We start from the raw sequence: 20,083 nt of genomic DNA, 5'->3' as shown, positions 1-20,083 counted from the left end.
ACTTTACATCTCATCCAGCAGATTAATCATCTCAATGATGGAAATGGTTGCTTCCCAACCTTTGTTTCCAACCTTGGTCCCCGCACGGTCAATGGCCTGTTCCACGGTATCGGTGGTTAACACACCAAAGCCGATGGGCATTTCATGCTCCAAGCCCACAGAGGCCACACCTTTGGTGACTTCAGCAGAGACATAATCAAAGTGCGGGGTTGAACCACGAATCACAGCACCTAAGCAGATGATACCGTCATACTTACCGCTTTTGGCTGCTTTTTGGGCGGCCAAGGGCAGCTCAAAAGCACCAGGAACGCGGGCTACGGTAATGTCCTCTTTTTTACCACCGTGACGTAAAATACAGTCAATGGACCCCTCTAGCAGGCGCTCGGTGATAAAGCTGTTGAAACGGGACAGAAGCAGGCAGAACTTCTTGCCATCAACGGTCAGATGACCTTCCAGTTCAATAATGTCGCCCATGTCCTCTCCTTCTTAGTAGGTTATGATTCGTTGGTTTCAGGGAACTGCCGTAGCAGATGCCCCATCTTGTGCTTTTTGGCCTTCAAGTAGTGTTCGTTGGTGGTGCCATGTTCAATTTCCAACGGCACCCGATCCACCACATCCAGACCATAACCGGTCAGACCGACAATCTTTTTGGGATTGTTGGTCATCAATTTCATATGGGTAACACCCAGATCTTTCAAAATCTGAGCACCAATACCATAGTCTCGCAGATCTGCAGAGAAACCCAACGCTTCATTGGCCTCTACCGTATCTCGACCTTCATCTTGAAGGTTATAGGCGTGCATTTTATTAATCAAACCAATGCCACGTCCCTCTTGCCGCAGGTAGACAATGACACCGCGCTCTTCACGACCAATCTGTTCCATAGCCGCTTGTAGCTGTGGCCCACAATCACACCGTAGGGAACCAAACATATCACCGGTTAGGCATTCGGAATGGACCCGAACCAAAACAGGTTCACCATCATCCACATTCCCTTGAACCAGGGCCACATGCTGGTGTTCATCCACATCATTGGTATAGGCAACCAACTTCCACTCACCACCATAAGCGCTGGGTAGACGGGTCTCTACCGCCCGGTGTACCAACTGTTCGGTTTGGCGACGATAGGCGATCAGATCAGCAATGGTACCAAGCTTGATGCCCATCTCTTTGGCCATGGGGATCAGATCAGGCACACGGGCCATGGTTCCATCATCTTTAAGAATCTCACAAATCACCGCTGCGGGTTTTAAACCGCTGAGACGGGAGAGATCGACCGAAGCCTCGGTGTGACCCGCACGTACCAAGACACCCCCATCTTTGGCCACCAAGGGGAAAACATGACCAGGGCGAGAGATATCCTCTGGGCCACTGTTTTCATCAATAGCGGCCTCAATGGTGCGGGCCCGGTCTTGTGCAGATATACCCGTGGTTACCCCGGTTTTTGCCTCAATGGAGACGGTAAAGGCGGTTTTAAATTTGGCATCGTTGTCTACCACCATCAGTGGCAGTTGCAACTTCTCCACCCGCTCTTGAGAGAGAGAAAGACAGATCAACCCCCGACCATATTTGGTCATAAAGTTAACCGCCTCATCGTTGCAAAACTCGGCTGCAACAATCAGGTCGCCTTCGTTTTCGCGGTTTTCATCATCCACCAGGATAACCATCTTGCCCCGGCGAAAATCTTCCAGAATGTCCGCAATGGAATCGAAATCTGACATCGTACCGTCTTTAAGCAAATCCGCGTTCTTTTAAAAACGCCTCTGTGATGTCGCCGGAACCACCCTTAACTGCACAGTTGGCACCACGACGTAACAGCCGCTCCACATAGCGACCCAGTAAATCGGTTTCCACATTGACCCGTCCACCCACAGAAAGCCCACCAAGGGTGGTCTTTTGCTGTGTAAGGGGGATCACATTGATCGAAAACCGTGTTGCATCTTCCCCATCCACGACCTGATTGACGGTTAAACTAATACCATCAATGGCAATGGATCCTTTGGGGATAATATAGCGCCCAATATCCGCGGGCACACGGAACCAAAGTTCAATGGACCGTCCGCGGGTCTGTTGGGACTCCAACCAACCCACAGCGTCCACATGCCCTTGAACCAAGTGACCATCCAAACGGCCACCCATTTGTAGTGCCCGTTCCAGGTTAACCGCTTGTCCAACCTGCATGGTATCAAACGTGGTTTTATCCACCGACTCTTGCGAGACCTCAACCGTAAACTGATGGCCTGACATCTGGGTAACGGTCAAACAGGCCCCACTGACGGCAATGGAGTCCCCCAACTTAACGTCCGCCATCGGCAGATCACTCTGTACGGTCAGTTGCCAGTCTCCACGCCCTTTTTCCAAGGTGGTAATTTGGCCGACCGTTTCAATGAGTCCTGTAAACATGGTGTCCGTCACTTTAAGCTCTTCATGGTACGCCTCACACCCTTTTAGATGAGGTTACCTAACAGGCAACCTTATACAAAAAGGGTGAGATATCAACCGTACCATAGGTTATGGCATGGCCACGGGATCTGGGTGAAACTGTGGATGTGTGTCACCGTTTTCAACCCATGATGTCAAACCAATACCCCTATAAAAAGCCAAGCTTAGCAGAGCCGAGCCTAGGGGTGATTAGGGTTACTCATCATTGGGTCCGTAGACCACGCACCCTTCAATTAAAAGATCACCATCCAGTGGGCTAAGCGTAACATTATTCAGCCTGGGTGCCTCAGAAAGTTTGGCCGCACCCAACCCGTCCAGAATACCAGAAGCCTCACGACCTCCGATCAACATCGGTGCCATAAACAGCGCCACACGATCGACCAGTTTTTTATCCAGCAACGAGCCGGAAAGTATGCCACCTGCCTCCGCCAAAATGCTGGTTACATCACGGTCGGCCAGTTGTGACATTAAATCTTTTAAATCCACCCGGCCATTTTCATTGGCTGAACAGAGAATAAGCTCGACCCCTGGTAGTAGCTGAAACAGCTTCTGTTTGGTCTCCGACGCACGCGCTGTGGTGGCAACCCAAAGGGGGGCCGTCGAGTCTGGGTTGATCACCCCAGCACGCTCCGACAGTTTTAATGTGCTATCCACCACCACACGGATGGGGTCCCGTCCGCCTTCTAATCGGCAGGTTAGGCGGGGATTATCATCAATAACGGTCTGTACCCCGGTTAAAATGACATCGTGGGTATCTCTTAAACGATGCCCTCTTTTTCGTGCGGCAGCACCGGTAATCCACTGACTATGCCGTTCCCGTGTGGCCGTTTTGCCATCTAAAGAGGCTGCTGACTTCAGGGTGACCATCGGTCGGTTGTGCAACATACGGGTGATAAAGGGTCGGATCAGGGATTGTGCTTCATCCTCACGGACCCCAATCTTTACGGAAATACCCGCCTGTTTCATCCGTTGGAACCCCCGTCCGGAGACTTGGGGGTTGGGATCTTCCATCGCCGCAACCACACGGCGAATACCCGCCTTAATTAACCCATCACAGCACGGCGGTGTACGACCATGGTGGCTACAGGGCTCTAGGGTAACATAGGCCGTTGCGCCCCGTGCGGCTTCACCCGCCATGTGTAAGGCTTCCACTTCAGCGTGGGGACCACCCGCTTTACGGTGCCACCCTTTGCCAATAACCCGGTCATCTTTAACAATGACGCACCCTACAGTGGGGTTGGGGCGGGTGCGGCCGAGACCTCGGGCTGCAAGTCGCAAGGCCTGGTCCATATAGGCGCGGTCTTTACCAGCATCGGGTTTGGCCATGGTTTTACCCTCTGAAGGTGAATGTTTGTGTGAGCAAAAATCTTTTAAACAATGATTAAGAACATGCCAATAAAAGCCGGTTACCAGGTGTATTCATTTTGCCCAAGTTTTCTGACTTTTAGGTTTTACGGTTCTGTTTGGTGAAAGCACAATGGCCAAAGACAGTATTGGCGCGCCCAGCCCTTATCGGGGCCAAGCACGCCAATTTAAACCTGTTTTAGTGAATTACAGATTGTCGTACAGAGGGAATTTTTGACACAGAGTATCCACCTGTTTGAGCACATCTGCTTCAATAGCAGCATCCCCTGTACCACCGGTTGCATCCACGGCATCGACCACACGTACAATCATACGGCCAATGGCCCGGAAAGCCTCTTCATCAAAACCGCGGGTGGTGGCCGCTGGCGTCCCCAAACGAATACCAGAGGTGATAAAGGGGGAGCGAGGATCGTTGGGGATGGCGTTTTTATTACAGGTTAAACCTGCACGCTCCAACGCATGCTCTGTATCTTTACCGGTAATATCACGGCTGGTAAGGTCAACCAACATCAGGTGATTATCGGTCCCACCCGAGACGATACGCAAACCGCCCTCAACCAGTTCCTCAGCCAGAGCCACCGCATTTTTACGCACCTGTTGGGTGTAGCTCTTAAAGTCTGGGGAGAGGGCCTCTTTAAAGGCAACCGCTTTGGCGGCAATAACGTGCATCAAAGGACCACCCTGGATACCAGGGAAGATCTTGGAGTTGATCTTTTTGGCCAAGTCAGCATCGTTGGTCAGGATCATACCACCACGGGGACCGCGTAAGGTCTTGTGGGTGGTGGTGGTGACAATATCAGCATGGGGGAAGGGGCTGGGGTGCTCACCTGTCGCCACCAAACCTGCAAAGTGGGCCATATCTACCACCAGTTTGGCACCTACTTCGTCACAGATTTCACGGAATTTGGTGAAATCAATGATACGACTATAAGCAGAAGCACCAGCCACAATAATGGCGGGTTTGTGCTCCTTGGCCAGTTCGCGAACCTGATCAAAATCGATCCGCTCCGACTCACCATTTAGACCATACTGAACGGCATTGTAGACCTGACCGGAAAAATTGACTTTGGCACCGTGGGTCAGGTGACCACCATGGGCCAGGGACATGCCCAAAATGGTAGAGCCTGCAGGCGCAATGGCCATATAGGCTGCCATATTCGCTTGGGAGCCAGAGTGGGGCTGTACGTTGGCATATTCACAACCAAACAGCTTCTTGGCCCGCTCAATAGCCAGTACCTCAGCCTTATCAACAAACTCACAACCCCCATAGTAACGCTTGGCTGGGTAGCCTTCAGCATACTTGTTGGTCATAACGCTGCCTTGAGCAGACATCACAGCAGGGCTGACAATATTTTCTGAAGCGATCAGTTCGATCTGATTGCGCTGACGCCCCAACTCCTCATCAATCGCGGCTTGTACCTCGGGGTCAAAGCTATTCAGGTCGGCGGTATTCATGATGGGTCTGGTCCTTCCCACACAACGTGGTCTATGGGTTTTTACTGTATGGTCAAGCCCGGTTTAAACCTCACGGGCGTTGGATTCAATTTTATCCAGGCGACGCTGATGACGTCCCCCTTCATAGTCCGTATCCATCCACAGATCGATCATCTCTTCTGCGGTGGCTGGGCCGGTGGTGCGTCCACCCAATACCAGAACATTGGCATTGTTATGTTCTCGGCACAGTCGCGCTGTGTAAGCGTCGTGACACAAAGCGGCACGAATGCCAGCATAACGGTTGGCGGCCATGGAGATACCGATACCGGTACCACACAGCAGCACCCCCCGGTCACCCTCACTGGCCAAAACCTCTTTGCAGAGTTTGGCGGCATAGTCAGGGTAATCCACTGACTCGGTACCATCACAACCCAGATCCACCACTTCAACACCATCTCGTTTGGCCAGATGATCCATCAGTTGCTGTTTCAAGGTATTGGCGCCATGGTCACAGGCAAAGAAAACACGCATGATGATTGTGCTCCGCTTAAAAAGGCTAAATTTGGAGACCGCATATTATAGCGAAAAAACACCAAGATAGCATCGACAATCACATGCATATAAATAGAACTGTAAATTCAAAAGATTATCTTTGTCTCACATGTAACAGCCCACGGCAAACGTGTGTTGATATTCGGTTGACAGTCAAGTGGCTCACCTCAAATGGGTGGGGTCATGTTTCCTTGCTGTGAAAAGAGATAGAATCATGCATGCTATGCGGTATCAGTAGAGATGCATGGCTGGGTTATACGGCATACAAAAGGATGTGACGGATGATCTTCCCAACACCCCGGTTAGATAAATCTATACGACTGGTTTGTTGTCTCTTGCTCATGTTGCTCTTCATACCCACGACGTATGCGGATGAAAAGTTGAAAGTGGTGTGGTTAAAGTGGGGGGCTTATGGTGATCCAGATCGGGTGGATCAAGGGATTATTCCTGATATGGTCCGTACCGTTTTTGAAAGAGCAGGGTATCAGGTGACTTTTACCTTTCAACCCTGGCCCCGTGTATTGCTGGGGGTGAAGTCAGGTAAATATGATGTGGTGGCAGATCTATGGGATCTGCCCAAGTATCAACAGGACTTTCTGTTCCTGGACACCTTGCAGATTGAAAAAATCAGCCTCTTTGTTTTAAAAGATTCCCCCCTTCAATCCGGTGCCCCCCAAGCCTTAAATGGGTTAACCATTGGTGGGGTGATGGAGGGTGGATATAGCGATTGGTGGGATCAGGCCAACCATTTTAAAAAATTGGAAGTGGCTCAAGAGATACAGATGCTGCGTCTACTCCATGCCAAACGGGTGGATGCCATCATTGGTGATCCAGTGGTGGTGAACTCTTTAATCCAAACAGAGATGCCCCAATTGATCGGCCAGTTGCGTGAGCTGGATCCCCCCGCCTCCATTAATCGTGGCGCTCCGGCGATCTCTCGTCACCATCCTCAGGCACAGATCTTAAAAAAGCGTTATCACCAAGCGTTTAAAGCCCTGCGTCAAGAGGGGCTTTATGAGCAGATGGAAATAAAGCATGGTTTGCGGCTGAACTGTTGTTGATAACACTTGATGGATCGATGATGGATACCCCTATGGTGATTTTAAAGGGTCAACCCATCACAGCCTGGCTTTTTCTGCACGTTAAAGCTGTGGGTTCGTTCATGGTTAAGTATCCCCAATGCATACGGCACCCAGCGTTGGCGGTATAAAAGTTCTTTTCAGTTCAGTGTCCTCCACCACAAAACATGTTAGGCTTTGCCCGTGGATTTTTCTTTCCTTTCCATTGGGTTTTCGATCTATGTCCCCAACCAAACATCCTTATAAAGTTGCCTATGTTGCGGCGGTTGATCTGCCAGATAACCGCCGGGCCCATGCCATGCAGATGCTCAAAAATGGTCAGGCTTGGTCCCAATGTGTGACAGACTTTGAATTTGTCACCAATGTGTGGCGCTCTAATATGAAGCGGCTAACGCCTGAGAATATGGCGTCCTTTTATGGTTTGACCCACCCTTTTAAAATTACCGGTCTACCGGTACGCCGTTTTGAACTGTCCCAACGGGCTTGGGTGCGAGAACTCTATTTTTCTATGGCGGCATGGCGGTGCAAACTGCGGGGGTTGGATTTTGTTTATACACGCTCCTACCAACTGCTTCGGCATAGTCTAAAGCGGGGTTTGCCAACCATTGTAGAGACCCACAGCCCCCCAGGCCGTACCCCTGAGATTGATGCCATGCTTTCTCTGACCCATGAAGCCAACTTTGTGGCGTTAACCACCATCTCTGAACCCTTGGCCCAAATGTATCGGGATTTTGGTGTACCCAAAGAGAAGGTCATGGTCTTACCGGATGGGGTTGATCTGGAGCGGTTCGAAGCGGCTCACACCATACAGGAAGCACGGACCAAGTTGGGCTTGCCACAGGATCAGGTGATCGGTACCTATGTGGGGCATCTCTATGATGGCCGCGGTATTGATACCATGTTGGAAGCGGCCAAACAGAAACCCGAGGTACTTTTTCTCATTGTCGGAGGTTACCCAAAGGATATTGAGCGCTGGCAAGCTGTGGTGTCTGCAATGGGTTTAAACAACATCCGCTTTGAAGGGTTTGTGGCCAACGATCAGGTACCTCTCTATTTATGGGCAGGTGATTTTTTAATGATGCCCTATGGTCAGGGTTGTGCCACCAAAGATTGGATGTCTCCTTTAAAGCTGTTTGAGTATATGGCGGCCGGGCGTGCCATTATTTCATCCGATTTTCCTATTCTTCGTGAAGTTTTGGCCGATGGTAAAAATGGGCTGCTATTTGAACCTGATGATGGTGCTGGTTTGGCCCAAGCCATGACCCGTGTGATGGAGGATACACCCATGCGACAAGCCATGGGTGAGGCTGCACTCAAAGAGGTCGCTCAGTACAGTTGGGTGAAACGGGTTGAAAAGGTGATTGAACATTTTGAGGCATGGCAGGCTTAAAGCCTGTGTGTTTAAGCGCGTGAGCAAACCTTTGATGTCTCCTCTAGCTTGGCTATCACGAGGTACATTGGGGTATATCCAGTGCATTCATCGAATCAGGTTAAACCATGGGTATAACACACTTGAGTTGAAAACATAGGGGAGAAGGCTACCGTTGTTGGTGTGCGCTTCTTATGAGTAAATCACGCCCTACGTCATGAGTTGTTTTTAAAATGACTCGGTACGATCAATAAGGAATAGATATGTTGCATCATAAATGTAAGACATTGATGGTCGGTGCGGTACTCACCTGTTTTGCACTGCCAGTTATGGCACAAACGGCCTACGATACGACCTATGGCGTTGTCTATGGCTCGGTAGATAACAGCAACCAGTTTACCGGAACCTATGACAGCTACCCCAGTGGCTTTATTCACCTTAAGGGCAATGGTCAGGGTTATTATGCGGGTTATTGGGCGCAGAGCTCCTCTAAATACTCCTGTGCAACACAGCAGGCAGGTCGCAATCAGCAGATGACATCATACTGGGGCCGTTTAGAGGTACAAGAAACAGCAGAAGGACTGTTGGGTAAATGGTCTTATTGTAATGCGGCCCCCAGTGAAGCATGGCAGGCTGTACCTAAATAAAGGGTATTCCCCTGTGTATCGACGATAAAAAACGGCTCACCCGGAGTAAGGGTGAGCCGTTTTTTTGTATCGAATCTACGAACCAACATGCGGACTCGACAGCCTAGGGTGCCCCCAATATCGGTCGTTTGGCAAACGGGGCAGAAGTTGATACGACGTTACAACGACACGCGGCTCAATCGGCAACCATACTGGCTACACGGGTATTGAAGGATGGCTACGTTGTCTAGAGAGATTGGGATAAAAAAAGCGGCCCATCCTTACGAAGGATGGGCCGCTTTAATATCAGCCAACTTCTTTACAAGAAGTCTTACTCAGAAGCATTGGCCTTTTCCAGAGCCTGGCTCAGAGCTTCACCCAGGCTGCTGGTTGCGCCACTGTTGGTGTCGCTGGCGTACTCTTTGATCGCTTCACGCTCTTGCTGCACTTCCATCGCTTTGATGGAGAGAGAGATTTTGCGCTTCTGACGATCAACCTGCATGACACGACACTCAACTTCAGTATCTACGGTCAGCTTGGCGCCATCACGGTCATCCTGAGAGAACTCAGCTTTACGGATGTGACCATCGACATCATCAGCCAGTTGTACCAGTACACCAGAGCTGAGAACCTCTTTCACTTTACCGTGAACAACGTTGCCTTTGGGGTTGGCTTCAACCCACTGGCCCCAATCGTCAGGCTGAGCTTGCTTCAGGCCCAGAGAGATACGCTCTTTTTCGGGATCCAAGGAAAGCACCATGGCTTCCACTTCCTGGCCCTTTTGGTACTCTTTGAGTACCTCTTCGCCAGCATTGGTGTCCCAAGTGATGTCGGAGAGGTGCACCAGACCATCGATGTCCCCATCCAGACCCACAAACAGGCCGAATTCGGTGATGTTCTTGATCTCGCCTTTAACCATGGCACCGACAGGGTGGCTGGTTGCGAAGGCTTCCCAAGGATTCTCCTGGCACTGCTTGATACCCAAGGAGATACGACGACGATCGGCGTCGACATCCAGAACCATCACGTCCACTTCCTGATTGACTTCCAGGATCTTGGAGGGGTGGATGTTCTTCTTGGTCCAGGTCAGTTCGGATACGTGTGCCAAACCTTCAACACCAGGCTCCAGCTCAACAAAAGCACCGTAGTCGGTGATGTTGGTGACGTGACCGCTGAACTTGGCGCCGGCGGGGTACTTGGCACCAATGCCTTCCCAAGGATCGGTCAGCAGTTGCTTCATACCCAAGGAGATGCGCTGGGTGTCGGAGTTGAACTTTATTACCTGCACGGTCACCGTGTCACCAACATTGACCACGGCGGAAGGATGCTTCACACGCTTCCAGGACATGTCAGTGATGTGCAGCAATCCGTCCAGACCACCCAAGTCAACGAACGCACCGTAGTCGGTGATGTTCTTGACGATACCGTCGAGGATCATGCCCTCATGCAGGGTCTCCAGCAGAGCGGAGCGTGCATTTTCACGATGCTTCTCGATAACGGTACGACGGGAAACCACGATGTTGCCACGACGACGGTCCATTTTCAGGATATCGAAAGGCTGGGTCTCTTCTTGCAGACGTGAAATGTCGTGTACAGGGCGTACATCCACCTGAGAACCAGGTAGGAAGGCAGCCAAGCCGCCCAGGTCGACGGTGTAACCACCCTTGACCTTGCCCATGATACGACCTTCGACGGTCTTCTCGTCGTTGAAAGCTTGCTCCAGAAGCACCCAGGCCTCTTCGCGCTTAGCTTTTTCACGGCTCAGAACGGCCAGACCATTTTGGTCTTCGCAACGCTCAACAAAAACGTCGACAGAGTCGCCCACACCTACGGGGAGCTGACCTTCGGCGTCGTAGAATTCACGGATCGTGAGGCGTCCTTCGGACTTCAAGCCCACATCGATGATAAACTCATCACCTTCACGCTGGATGATCGTCCCAGTAACGACGGAACCTTCACGGCCCACACCTTTACTAAAGGACTCTTCCAACAGAGCTTCAAAATCCTCATCTGCAATTTCATCAAGAATCTGATCGTCAGTCACGACTGGTTACCTCACGGATACAAAAAACGGTTAGGGTTAATCCCAGCCCATTTGGCCCATGCCAAAGAGGCTTAAAAGAGCAGGTCTAAATCCACGTTTGTGGATGTAAAACTGACCTGTTTAAAGACAACGAAAACCGAACCTTCTGAGCTATGCGCTGGCATATGTTCAGATGATTCGGCTTAAAAGCAATCCCTATGCAGCACGTAATCCATCCACAAGAGAAGGGGAGGAACCATACCGCTGAGATTCCATCGGCCAGTCTGTTTCATGCTCGGCACGAAAATCCCACCAGGGATAAGCAGAGGGCCAACTATGTCGAGCCACGGGGGCTTGATATTCTATTTCTTAAGTGCTGGTTGAAGATGGCATCAACTCAGCTACCAGCCGCGCCACCGTCTCGATACTCTCTGTTTGGCTGAGGTAGGTCGTATCGACGGTTTGGGCATCCGGCGCAGCCGCCAAAGGTGCGGTAGCCCGGTTACGATCCCTGGCATCACGCTCTTCTATACGGCTCCTAATCTCGCCAATGCTAACAGACTCGCCTTTGGCTTGCAACTCCAAAGTACGCCTTTCGGCACGTGCTTCTAAAGAGGCGGTCAAAAAGACCTTTAAGTCAGCATCCGGCAGCACAACCGTACCCACATCACGGCCATCTAAAATAACCGATTGGGGGTTGCCATAGTTGCGTTGAAAATCCAGCAAAGCACGGCGTACGCTGGGCATGGCTGCAACGTGGGAGGCTGATTCCCCCACCTTTTCATCCCTTAAGCGTGCGGTGACCTCCTGGTTGTCCAGGTAGGCACGGGCCTGGCCTTGGTTATCCACTTCAAAACGAAAATCCATGGCTGTGGCCCACTGAGCCAGAGCAGCTTCATCCCGGTTGTTGGTGTCCAAGGCGTGTAGTCCAACGGCGCGGTAAATGGCCCCCGTATCCAGGTAGGCGAGTTCAAAACGGTTGGCAATGGCCCGGCAGATGGTACCTTTACCGGCCCCAGCAGGGCCATCCACAGCAAGACGCATACGGTTAGCCATGGGGCAGATCCTCTAACTGAAAGCCAAGGCTGTTCATGAGCTCTGAAAAACCGGGGAAGGAGGTGTTAATGTTATCGCACCGCTCAACCAAAACCGACTCCTTACAACGCAGTCCTGCCACCAACAGACTCATGGCAATACGGTGATCGGTGTGGGAGTCGACCGTTGCCCCGCCGGCCAAACCTTCGGGGTTGCCGGTAATCACTGCCCCATCAGGACGCTCCTCAATGGTTGCGCCAAATGCTTTCAGACCATCGGCCATGGCGGTAATGCGGTCGCTCTCCTTAACCCGCAGCTCTTCCGCACCATGCACCAACGTTTGTCCATCAGCCAGAGCCGCGGCAACAAAAAAAGCGGGGAATTCATCAATGGCACGGGGCACGACGGCAGGGTCGATCTCAATTCCTTTTAGATCTGAATAGCGAATCCGCAAATCTGCCACTGGTTCACCACCAATTTCCCGTTCATTCAGGCGCTCAATCTGACCACCCATGGCCAGCAGCAGATCCAAAATACCGGTACGGGTTGGGTTCATGCCGACATTCTCTAGCACAATATCTGACCCTGGTGTGATCAGGGCGGCCACCATGGGGAAGGTTGCCGCAGAGATATCAGCGGGTACATCAATCTCCTGTCCTTCCAGGTCGGGCCACCCTTCTACAGTGACCTTGTTGCCATCACGCTCCACCTCGGCCCCAAAGGCGGTTAGCATGCGTTCGGTATGGTCCCGGCTGACAGCTGGTTCAATAACCGTGGTTTCACCCGCAGTATTCAACCCCGCCAGAATAATGGCTGATTTGACCTGTGCTGAGGCAATGGGGCTGGTATAGGTAATGGGAATAAGCTCGGTACCTTCAATGGTCAAAGGGGCCAAGCGGCCACCATCACGACCCCGAATACGAGCCCCCATCTTGGTTAAGGGCTTGACCACACGACCCATGGGTCGACCCCGCAGGGAGCCATCACCCGTTAAGATAGAATAAAAGGGTTGGCTGGCCAGTAGGCCGCAGAGCAGACGCATGGCGGTTCCAGAGTTACCCATATCCAGGATATCCTCTGGCTCTTTTAAGCCATCCAAGCCTTGTCCTTCAATGCGGTATTCACCATCCCCAAGCCGGTCAATGGGCACACCCATGGCACGGAAGGCATCGACCGTGCGCAAGACATCTTCTCCCTCAAGCAGGCCCTGGACGTGGGTCTGCCCTTCCGCCAATGAACCAAAAATAATGGAACGATGGGAGATAGATTTATCCGCCGCAGGGCGGATGGTCCCCGACAATGAATGTGCGGTGCCACTACGGATGGTACGACCAGATTGGGTGCTGGACATGGATACTTTCCTTCATTTCAACTTTACGTAAAGTCAAGCTAGGGTCGGTTCTATACGACATCCAACTTAAAATATCTGTACCGGGTAGCTCTCTGCCCCGTCCCTTTGGGCTGGCTTCTTGACGGCCTATAGCTAAACCTATGGGTATGAGGTATAGGTTGCTGATAGAGGTGTGATTAGGTTTAAGCTGGCCCACCTAAGCACGCGCCATACCACACGCTTTAAGCACAGCCGTTACGCATGCGTATGATGCGTGGTGGTGCTTATGAGCTAGCAACGGTACGTCTTACTCACCCCGTAGCACCTTGTTCTCTTGTAGAATGCGGGCTCGGGTATCCTTAGACCGGGCAAAAATGCCATACAGTCCATCGGCATCTTCCTCTTCAACCCGTTTGGTCAATTTTTCAAGATCGTGCTTAAAACGATCCAGGATGGTTAAAATAGCATCCTTGTTCTCCAAACAGATATCCCGCCACATGGTGGGGTCGGAGGAGGCAATACGGGTAAAGTCCCGAAAGCCACTGGCTGCGTAACGAAACACCTCACTACGCAGATGATCCTCAAGATCCGATAACGTGTTAACCACGTTGTAGGCCATCAAGTGCGGTAAGTGGCTGGTTGCCGCCAACACTTGATCATGCCAGTGGGGTTCCATGTTCTCTACACTGGCCCCGACCGATTCCCACATCTCCGTCACCAGCTCTATGGCCGGACGTGGTGTGGTCTCGCTGGGGGTGAGAATGATGCGTGAGCCATCAAATAAGGAGGCTAAAGAGGCCTCAACACCCGAATGTTCCCGGCCAGCAATAGGGTGCCCCCCCACAAAGGTACAACCTTCGGGCATCAATGCTTCACACTGCTCAACAATTTTACCCTTCACAGAGCCTACATCGGTCACAACAGCACCGTTGGCTAAGCCAGGCGCACAATCCTCAACCATAGAGACTACGGTAGAGACCGGGGTAGCGATCAGCACCAGGGTGGCATCGTGTACACCACGGGCAGGTTGGGTTTCTGCCCGGTCAATAATGCCATTTTCCAAAGCATACTCTAAAGAAGCCCGGCTGCGATCCACACCGACGATCTCGCCCACCAGATCCTTTTTGCGTAGGGCTTGGGCCAGAGAGGCCCCCATTAATCCCACACCGATCAAGGTGAGTCGTTTAATCAGAAAAGACATGGGCCTCTCCTACAGTGCGCGTTGGGGGTAGGAGCCAAGAATCTTCATAGAAACACCGGAAATGGCAGATAGCATATCCAGCGCGTGGGCCACGGCTTTATCCTGACGGTGCCCCTCCATATCAATAAAGAACAGATAATCCCAAGCTCGCTCTTGGGTGGGGCGGGATTCAATACGGGTCAAATTGATGTTGTGCTCCGAGAAGACCCCAAGAATACGGTGCAAAAAGCCAGGGTCATCCAAAAAGGAGACCATAATACTGGTCTTGTCTGCCCCTGATGGTGACGGGCTCTCTTTACCCACCACCAAAAAACGATTTTCCAGGCGGGCTTTATCCTCAATATGTTCAGCAATCACCGACAGCTCATCCCGATTGGCCGCAAAGGGGCCACAAATGGCCGCCGTGTGGGGTTCCTGTCGGGCTTTTTCTGCCGCATCTGCCGTGGATGATGCTTCAACCCGTTTGGCTTTGGGTAAATAGTGGGCAATCCATTGGGCACACTGATCCAAAGCGCGGAAGTGGCCATAGACCACCTGAATATCATCATAGCTGCGTTCTTTAGAGAGCAGATTATGCTCAACAGCCATCATCACTTCCCCACAGACATTGAGTGGCGATTGAACAAACCGGTCCAGGGTATGGATCACTGCACCTTCTGAGGAGTTCTCTACCGGTACCACACCAAAGTTGGCGCGACCGATCTCCACCTCATGAAACACCTCAGCAATGGTTCGTACCGGGAACATGGTAAAAGCGGAGCCAAACTGTTTAAGGGCTGCTTCATGGGTAAAGGTTGCCTCTGGGCCCAGATAGGCCACCGAAAGCTGTTTTTCCAAATTCAGGGAGGCTGAGATAATCTCTCTAAAGATACGATGTACCGCCTCCATGGGCATATGCCCCTGATGCCTAGCTTCTAGGCGGCGGTGTATTTGTGCTTCGCGCTCAGGACGATAAAAAGGGGTGCCCGCAGGTCCTTGGCCTTTGAGTTCACCGACCTTGACCACCAATTCTGCCCGTTTCATGAGCAGATCATGGACGCGATCATCAATGGCATCAATACCATCACGCAGTTCCACCAGGTTGGTGGGGTTGAGATCTATGGGGTCATTGGACATGGGCAGATCTATCAGGGGTTTGGGTTGGTGCCTGAAAACGGTTCATGATAGCCAATCAACACGGTAATTGAAAAGGTTGATAGGTCGAAGCAGTCAGAGAACGGAAGAATCTTCATGCCTAATGGCTAGGCGAGGATGCTAAAGAGCCAGGGTGGATCAGGGTTTGATATCCTCTCATATAGGCAGGATCGTACGTTGATGACAAATAGAAAAACACATTTAAACAATGGGCTGGATGCATCAATAGCAGCATTTAAACCATCTGTTATCAGGTTAGGGCACGGTAGACCGCGTGGATAGAGCGTTAAGCTACTTTTTCATGGATAGGCTAACACCACATGTTAATGGGCTGGAATATGCAACCAAGCCTTGCATTAAACGGTTTAGAGAATAGCGGTGTCGATGATCTCATCCGTTGGGTTAATGCGTGCAACTTACGATACAGATGTTTAAAAAGCATCTGCTACCCGTGAAAAGGGATGATGAGGACCCAATGGTTATGGTGAGGAGGAGGATCATTAACCAGATACAGCACCCCGACCTCTTCCAGTGGGTCGCTTTGGAACACGCTTTTGATCATTTTGGCAAACACCACACCGATGCCATGGCATGCTCCTTATGGCATCATTCTTTGAACTTGAGCCAAAAGCACGCGCAGAAGGTATGCACAATAAATAATCATATATAAATAATAGAGAGCAGTTTGATGATTATTTGCACTGAAAAAGGGTAAAAAAAAGAGCATATTCGAGAAAAAACCAAAAAAATCAGTCGATTTCTCCGAATGCATGTGATTAAATATGAGGCTTCACAATTCTAACATGCTCTCACAGGAAAGAGAATGATGCTTTTATCATCACGTCTCGTCAGGGCTCTCCCCCTGGCCGCCCTTCTTTTGATCATTCCACAAATCGGTTTTGCAGCAGAAGATGTCTTGGATAAATCCGATACGGCATGGATTCTTACCACGACCGCATTGGTGCTGTTCATGACCCTACCTGGCTTGGCCCTGTTTTATGGAGGGTTGGTCCGCACCAAGAACATCCTCTCCATCTTAATGCAGTGTTTTGCCATTGCCTGTTTGGTTTCGGTTCTTTGGTTGGCGGGTGGTTATAGCTTGGCCTTTGATGGTGGAAACGCCTTTATCGGTACGCTAGATAAAGCTTTCTTCTCCGGTATGACTCTGGATACCATCAATGGAACTCTGCCTGAAGGGGTATTCGCTGGTTTCCAAATGACCTTTGCCATTATTACCCCCGCACTGGTTATCGGTGGTTTTGCTGAGCGTATCCGCTTTAGTGTCATCCTGCCCTTCACAACCCTGTGGTTACTGCTGGTGTACATCCCGGTTTGTCACTGGGTATGGGGTGGCGGTTGGATGAGTGAAGCTGGTGTGATGGATTTTGCCGGTGGGGTGGTGGTCCATATCACCGCAGGTGTGGCAGCGCTGGTTGCTGCATTGGTTTTAGGTCCACGTAATGGCTTCCAAAAAACCGTGATGTTCCCCCATAACTTGACCATGACCTACGCAGGTGCAGCCATGTTGTGGGTGGGTTGGTTTGGGTTTAACGGTGGCTCTGCACTAACAGCAGATGGTGCCGCAGGTTGGGCCATTTTAGCGACCCATATGGGTGCTGCAGCAGGCTCCCTGGCATGGATGGCGATGGAGTGGATGCGCCACGGTAAGCCCAGTGTGCTGGGTATTGTGACCGGTATGGTTGCAGGTCTGGGTACGGTTACACCAGCCTCAGGATATATCAGCCCCTTTGGTGGGTTTATGATTGGTCTTATTGCCGGTGTGGTCTGCTATTTTGCAACCATGTTGGTTAAGCAGAAGTGGAAAATTGATGACTCCCTGGATGTTTTCCCCGTGCACGGTATTGGTGGCATTATTGGTACACTGATGACGGCCATCTTTGCGGCCCCTATGTTTGGTGGCCACGGGCTGGAGTCTGACGCACAAATGATGGGTCAGCTCATGACCCAGGCAATGGCTGTGGTGGTGACGGCACTCTATACCGGTGTTGTGACATGGGTGATCTTTAAGGTGATCAGCCTGTTCATGACCCTGCGTGTGACCCGGGATGAAGAGACCGAGGGTCTTGATCTGGTTGATCACGACGAACGGGGTTATAACCTCTAAGTTCCAGAGCATATCTGAACTTAAAAGCCCGTGGGGTTCAGCCCTACGGGCTTTTTCTATATCGGGTTTTATAAACAGCGTCTTTGACTCAAGGCTACACGACCGGTAATGGGTTGGTGATCCACACGAATGTTCTCCGCCCAGAGCAGACCGTTTTTAAGGTGGTAATTGGCCTCTATTGACTTTGCGTGGGCATAGTTTTGTCCCACTAGGTTTTGGATACCGCCTAATAACACAGCATCGAAACCACGGGGAAAAAGACGAACGGGTAGGGCGTCTGACCGCAGCCCATGGTAGAGACGTATGGCATCCACCCGTTTATTTTCTTGGTACTCTGTACGGTTGGTTAAGCGCATAAAGCCGCTGTAACGGTCCCGGTTGATATGCCATGGCACCCCTCGATCCCCACCTTGTACAAAAATTCTTTGGTGGTTATCCATCACTCCACTGCGCATACCCTGACAACGGTCCATATGCTTAAACAGGGCTTTGCGTTGCTGACTTGGCCAGCGCAAGGTGATGGATGGCCCTTTGCCATGTTCCAACAGTTTGAGTAAAACCCGCCCTTGTTGACGCTGAACCTTGTGTGTCATGGGGTCTGACTGTATCGGTGTATGGTCCTCTGTTTGATCCGTTGGTGCAGAGGCGGTTTGTGGAGGAACAGTGGCTTGTGGAGGTTCTGTCTCGGTGGGTTTGGGCGGCTGCTTTTGGGGTTTGAGGGCATGAACCTGTAGCGGTTTTACAACAACCTTGTTGGCATCCGGCTTGAGAGTGGGCTGTGCATGAACAACGGTTGGTTGGGGTTGCAAAGCCTCAACCACCAAAGTGGGTGTTGTTGGGATAGGTTGTAAGGGTTTAAGGCGAGGGGCAGGTATGGTCTGCGCCGTTTGCACCGGGCTTTGCGGCAGGGTGGCGGGTACAGGCGTAGCGGCCAGTGTGGGGGGTGGCGGCAAGATGACCTGTTGCATCGGTAAGGCAATCGGGGCCTGGTCGATTTTGACAGGTGGTTGGCTCAGTGGTTTCTCTTGCCATTCGGCACGGCCCCAGTTTTGGATGAGTAGTAACAGGGCAATAAGAATGGGAAGTAGGGAGGTCCCTTTTTGTATCCAACGCATCTGGGCCACGGGTACCTCCCTTATCGCTTATTGGGTCAGCATGTCGATATAGAGTGTCTCCATATCGTTGGCCAGTGCCCGTAGTTCACGACGTCGGTTATGGGGGGTCATTAAGGATTCACCCTCCGCCAGTTTTACCACCTGTTTGCTGTTGGTGGGGGATGGTGGAATATCTACCACCATCTCAGGTGGAATAACCACACCGGTACCTGCCAGGACCTCCGCCCGGCGTTTGATCACCCCCTTGTCCACCACCTGTGGCAGCGGTGATGATGTAGGTAGCTGTTTAACCTCAGGCTTAGATTGAGGTTGTACCTTGCTAGGCTTGGGGGCCATTTGGCGGGCCGGGGGTGCAACCTTAGGGACCGGGTGAGCAGAGACCACAGGTAGTGCCTGACCACTTTCCAGGGGCGTGGGTGTGGCCAGTTGCCGCTCTTCTGGGCGTAAAACAGGCTTAAGCTCGGTGGCCTGGGTCTTGTTCTGTTGTTGATGGGTCTGCCACTGCTTTAGGTTGGCTTCCAGTCGTTGATCCAACTGTTTAACCATACGATCGGCGACCGCTTCTAAGTCTGGCTGTGGATTGGGTTGAACCTGAGCGTTTGAGTTAAAACCGGGCAGGCTATCAGGACCGGCAAACAGATAGAGTAAAGCCGCCCCTACGACCACGTTAAACAGTAGGTATCTCATGACAGGTCTCCTCTAAGGGTCCATCGGTCAAGATGGTGGTCAAGGGTTGGGGGGTGTTTTGTAGCTTTTGCCAGTGGTCAAGATTGCGTGCATGACCCACCATCAACATGGCCCTAAGTACCGCTGAGAGTGGTAGACCAACCACCGTGGTCATAAAAGCCAGACTAAAATGCGCGGTCAGCTCCCCCACAATAGATTGAACCGTTTCAGGGGTAAGGGCTTGATCGGCTAAGGAACCAATACCTAGGCTAATCCCCAATAATGTATAGGTTAAAGCTAAGGTGGTAACCCCGTTGGCAGCTTGCATACCGCTTTCCAGCCAAACACCATCACTGTTGGGGGTGGCATGGCTACGTATGACATGGACCCATGCGGTAACAGCGATAACCAGAAGTATGGACATCAGCACCAAAAAGGTGATGCCAAAGACCTCTTTTAGCCATGCCACAATATCTGTCACTTCCAACGAAGTGGCCAAGGTGGCCATGGCCAATGCCAAGGCAACTCCTCCCAGCAGGTAGCTTAAAGCCGCCGATCCCCGTTGCAGTGGGGTGGAGAGGTTCATG

At 51.5% G+C, this 20,083-nt stretch carries 18 protein-coding genes; 4 read left to right on the top strand and 14 right to left on the bottom strand.

Annotated features, from left to right (window positions below; translation table 11 throughout):
• Window positions 1-3 precede the first annotated feature (3 nt).
• The 6 genes from ribH to rpiB form a co-directional block, all read right to left on the bottom strand.
• Complete coding sequence (gene ribH, locus V5T57_RS03405; protein WP_332889754.1) at window positions 4-474, bottom strand: 6,7-dimethyl-8-ribityllumazine synthase; 471 nt, start codon at window positions 472-474, stop codon at window positions 4-6.
• 20 nt (window positions 475-494) lie between these two features.
• Window positions 495-1,721, bottom strand: a complete 1,227-nt coding sequence (locus tag V5T57_RS03400) for a bifunctional 3,4-dihydroxy-2-butanone-4-phosphate synthase/GTP cyclohydrolase II (RefSeq protein ID WP_332889753.1) — start codon at window positions 1,719-1,721, stop codon at window positions 495-497.
• A gap of 10 nt (window positions 1,722-1,731) precedes the next feature.
• Window positions 1,732-2,415, bottom strand: a complete 684-nt coding sequence (locus tag V5T57_RS03395) for a riboflavin synthase (protein WP_332889752.1) — start codon at window positions 2,413-2,415, stop codon at window positions 1,732-1,734.
• 222 nt (window positions 2,416-2,637) lie between these two features.
• A complete protein-coding gene (gene ribD / locus V5T57_RS03390; RefSeq protein WP_332889751.1) occupies window positions 2,638-3,768 on the bottom strand; it encodes a bifunctional diaminohydroxyphosphoribosylaminopyrimidine deaminase/5-amino-6-(5-phosphoribosylamino)uracil reductase RibD in 1,131 nt (376 codons plus the stop codon).
• Between the two features lie 225 nt (window positions 3,769-3,993).
• A complete protein-coding gene (glyA, locus tag V5T57_RS03385) occupies window positions 3,994-5,262 on the bottom strand; it encodes a serine hydroxymethyltransferase (protein WP_332889750.1) in 1,269 nt (422 codons plus the stop codon).
• A 63-nt stretch (window positions 5,263-5,325) separates the two neighbouring features.
• Window positions 5,326-5,772 (bottom strand): ribose 5-phosphate isomerase B, encoded by a 447-nt coding sequence (gene rpiB, locus V5T57_RS03380; protein WP_332889749.1) that lies wholly within the window; start codon window positions 5,770-5,772, stop codon window positions 5,326-5,328.
• Window positions 5,773-6,074: 302 nt separating this feature from the next.
• On the opposite strand from rpiB, the gene V5T57_RS03375 reads away from it, so the two are divergent.
• The 3 genes from V5T57_RS03375 (at window position 6,075) to V5T57_RS03365 (ending at window position 8,888) form a co-directional block, all read left to right on the top strand.
• On the top strand, window positions 6,075-6,854 hold the full coding sequence (locus V5T57_RS03375; protein ID WP_332889748.1) for a substrate-binding periplasmic protein: 780 nt from the start codon (window positions 6,075-6,077) through the stop codon (window positions 6,852-6,854).
• Between the two features lie 238 nt (window positions 6,855-7,092).
• A complete protein-coding gene (locus V5T57_RS03370) occupies window positions 7,093-8,262 on the top strand; it encodes a glycosyltransferase family 4 protein (RefSeq protein ID WP_332889747.1) in 1,170 nt (389 codons plus the stop codon).
• Window positions 8,263-8,504: 242 nt separating this feature from the next.
• Entirely contained in the window at window positions 8,505-8,888 is a 384-nt protein-coding gene (locus V5T57_RS03365) for a hypothetical protein (RefSeq protein ID WP_332889746.1), read from the top strand.
• A 310-nt stretch (window positions 8,889-9,198) separates the two neighbouring features.
• Here V5T57_RS03365 and rpsA read toward each other — a convergent pair whose 3' ends face one another.
• The 5 genes from rpsA to pheA form a co-directional block, all read right to left on the bottom strand.
• On the bottom strand, window positions 9,199-10,911 hold the full coding sequence (rpsA, locus tag V5T57_RS03360; protein WP_332889745.1) for a 30S ribosomal protein S1: 1,713 nt from the start codon (window positions 10,909-10,911) through the stop codon (window positions 9,199-9,201).
• Window positions 10,912-11,259: 348 nt separating this feature from the next.
• Window positions 11,260-11,946 carry a (d)CMP kinase gene (gene cmk / locus V5T57_RS03355; RefSeq protein WP_332889744.1) on the bottom strand — a complete coding sequence of 229 codons (687 nt, stop codon included), beginning with the start codon at window positions 11,944-11,946 and terminating at the stop codon, window positions 11,260-11,262.
• Entirely contained in the window at window positions 11,939-13,276 is a 1,338-nt protein-coding gene (aroA, locus tag V5T57_RS03350) for a 3-phosphoshikimate 1-carboxyvinyltransferase (protein WP_332889743.1), read from the bottom strand. Before aroA ends, cmk begins: the two co-directional genes overlap by 8 nt.
• A 286-nt stretch (window positions 13,277-13,562) precedes the next feature.
• Window positions 13,563-14,456: a prephenate dehydrogenase gene (locus V5T57_RS03345; RefSeq protein WP_332889742.1), complete on the bottom strand. Its 894-nt coding sequence runs from the start codon at window positions 14,454-14,456 to the stop codon at window positions 13,563-13,565.
• A gap of 9 nt (window positions 14,457-14,465) precedes the next feature.
• Window positions 14,466-15,572 carry a prephenate dehydratase gene (gene pheA, locus V5T57_RS03340; protein WP_332889741.1) on the bottom strand — a complete coding sequence of 369 codons (1,107 nt, stop codon included), beginning with the start codon at window positions 15,570-15,572 and terminating at the stop codon, window positions 14,466-14,468.
• 841 nt (window positions 15,573-16,413) lie between these two features.
• Here pheA and V5T57_RS03335 point away from each other — a divergent pair.
• Complete coding sequence (locus V5T57_RS03335; protein WP_332889740.1) at window positions 16,414-17,715, top strand: ammonium transporter; 1,302 nt, start codon at window positions 16,414-16,416, stop codon at window positions 17,713-17,715.
• A 68-nt stretch (window positions 17,716-17,783) separates the two neighbouring features.
• Here V5T57_RS03335 and V5T57_RS03330 read toward each other — a convergent pair whose 3' ends face one another.
• The 3 genes from V5T57_RS03330 to V5T57_RS03320 are packed head-to-tail and all read right to left on the bottom strand — an operon-like array spanning window position 17,784 to window position 20,082.
• On the bottom strand, window positions 17,784-18,839 hold the full coding sequence (locus V5T57_RS03330) for a hypothetical protein (protein WP_332889739.1): 1,056 nt from the start codon (window positions 18,837-18,839) through the stop codon (window positions 17,784-17,786).
• Between the two features lie 18 nt (window positions 18,840-18,857).
• Window positions 18,858-19,517, bottom strand: coding sequence for a hypothetical protein (locus V5T57_RS03325; protein ID WP_332889738.1), 660 nt, complete (start codon window positions 19,515-19,517; stop codon window positions 18,858-18,860).
• Window positions 19,498-20,082, bottom strand: a complete 585-nt coding sequence (locus V5T57_RS03320; protein WP_332889737.1) for a hypothetical protein — start codon at window positions 20,080-20,082, stop codon at window positions 19,498-19,500. Before V5T57_RS03320 ends, V5T57_RS03325 begins: the two co-directional genes overlap by 20 nt.
• Between the last annotated feature and the right edge of the window lies 1 nt (window position 20,083).

The organism is Magnetococcus sp. PR-3 (genome assembly GCF_036689865.1).
Classification (GTDB): Bacteria; Pseudomonadota; Magnetococcia; order Magnetococcales; family Magnetococcaceae; genus Magnetococcus.
This window is presented reverse-complemented; position numbering and strand designations above follow the sequence as displayed.

Excerpts from the sequence above, each read along its gene's own strand:
- ribH (WP_332889754.1), bottom strand. The coding sequence starts at position 474 with ATGGGCGACATTATTGAACTGGAAGGTCATCTGACCGTTGATGGCAAG.
- V5T57_RS03400 (WP_332889753.1), bottom strand. The coding sequence starts at position 1,721 with ATGTCAGATTTCGATTCCATTGCGGACATTCTGGAAGATTTTCGCCGG.
- ribD (WP_332889751.1), bottom strand. The coding sequence starts at position 3,768 with ATGGCCAAACCCGATGCTGGTAAAGACCGCGCCTATATGGACCAGGCC.
- glyA (WP_332889750.1), bottom strand. The coding sequence starts at position 5,262 with ATGAATACCGCCGACCTGAATAGCTTTGACCCCGAGGTACAAGCCGCG.
- rpiB (WP_332889749.1), bottom strand. The coding sequence starts at position 5,772 with ATGCGTGTTTTCTTTGCCTGTGACCATGGCGCCAATACCTTGAAACAG.
- V5T57_RS03375 (WP_332889748.1), top strand. The coding sequence starts at position 6,075 with ATGATCTTCCCAACACCCCGGTTAGATAAATCTATACGACTGGTTTGT.
- V5T57_RS03370 (WP_332889747.1), top strand. The coding sequence starts at position 7,093 with ATGTCCCCAACCAAACATCCTTATAAAGTTGCCTATGTTGCGGCGGTT.
- V5T57_RS03365 (WP_332889746.1), top strand. The coding sequence starts at position 8,505 with ATGTTGCATCATAAATGTAAGACATTGATGGTCGGTGCGGTACTCACC.
- cmk (WP_332889744.1), bottom strand. The coding sequence starts at position 11,946 with ATGGCTAACCGTATGCGTCTTGCTGTGGATGGCCCTGCTGGGGCCGGT.
- aroA (WP_332889743.1), bottom strand. The coding sequence starts at position 13,276 with ATGTCCAGCACCCAATCTGGTCGTACCATCCGTAGTGGCACCGCACAT.
- V5T57_RS03345 (WP_332889742.1), bottom strand. The coding sequence starts at position 14,456 with ATGTCTTTTCTGATTAAACGACTCACCTTGATCGGTGTGGGATTAATG.
- pheA (WP_332889741.1), bottom strand. The coding sequence starts at position 15,572 with ATGTCCAATGACCCCATAGATCTCAACCCCACCAACCTGGTGGAACTG.
- V5T57_RS03335 (WP_332889740.1), top strand. The coding sequence starts at position 16,414 with ATGATGCTTTTATCATCACGTCTCGTCAGGGCTCTCCCCCTGGCCGCC.
- V5T57_RS03325 (WP_332889738.1), bottom strand. The coding sequence starts at position 19,517 with ATGAGATACCTACTGTTTAACGTGGTCGTAGGGGCGGCTTTACTCTAT.
- V5T57_RS03320 (WP_332889737.1), bottom strand. The coding sequence starts at position 20,082 with ATGAACCTCTCCACCCCACTGCAACGGGGATCGGCGGCTTTAAGCTAC.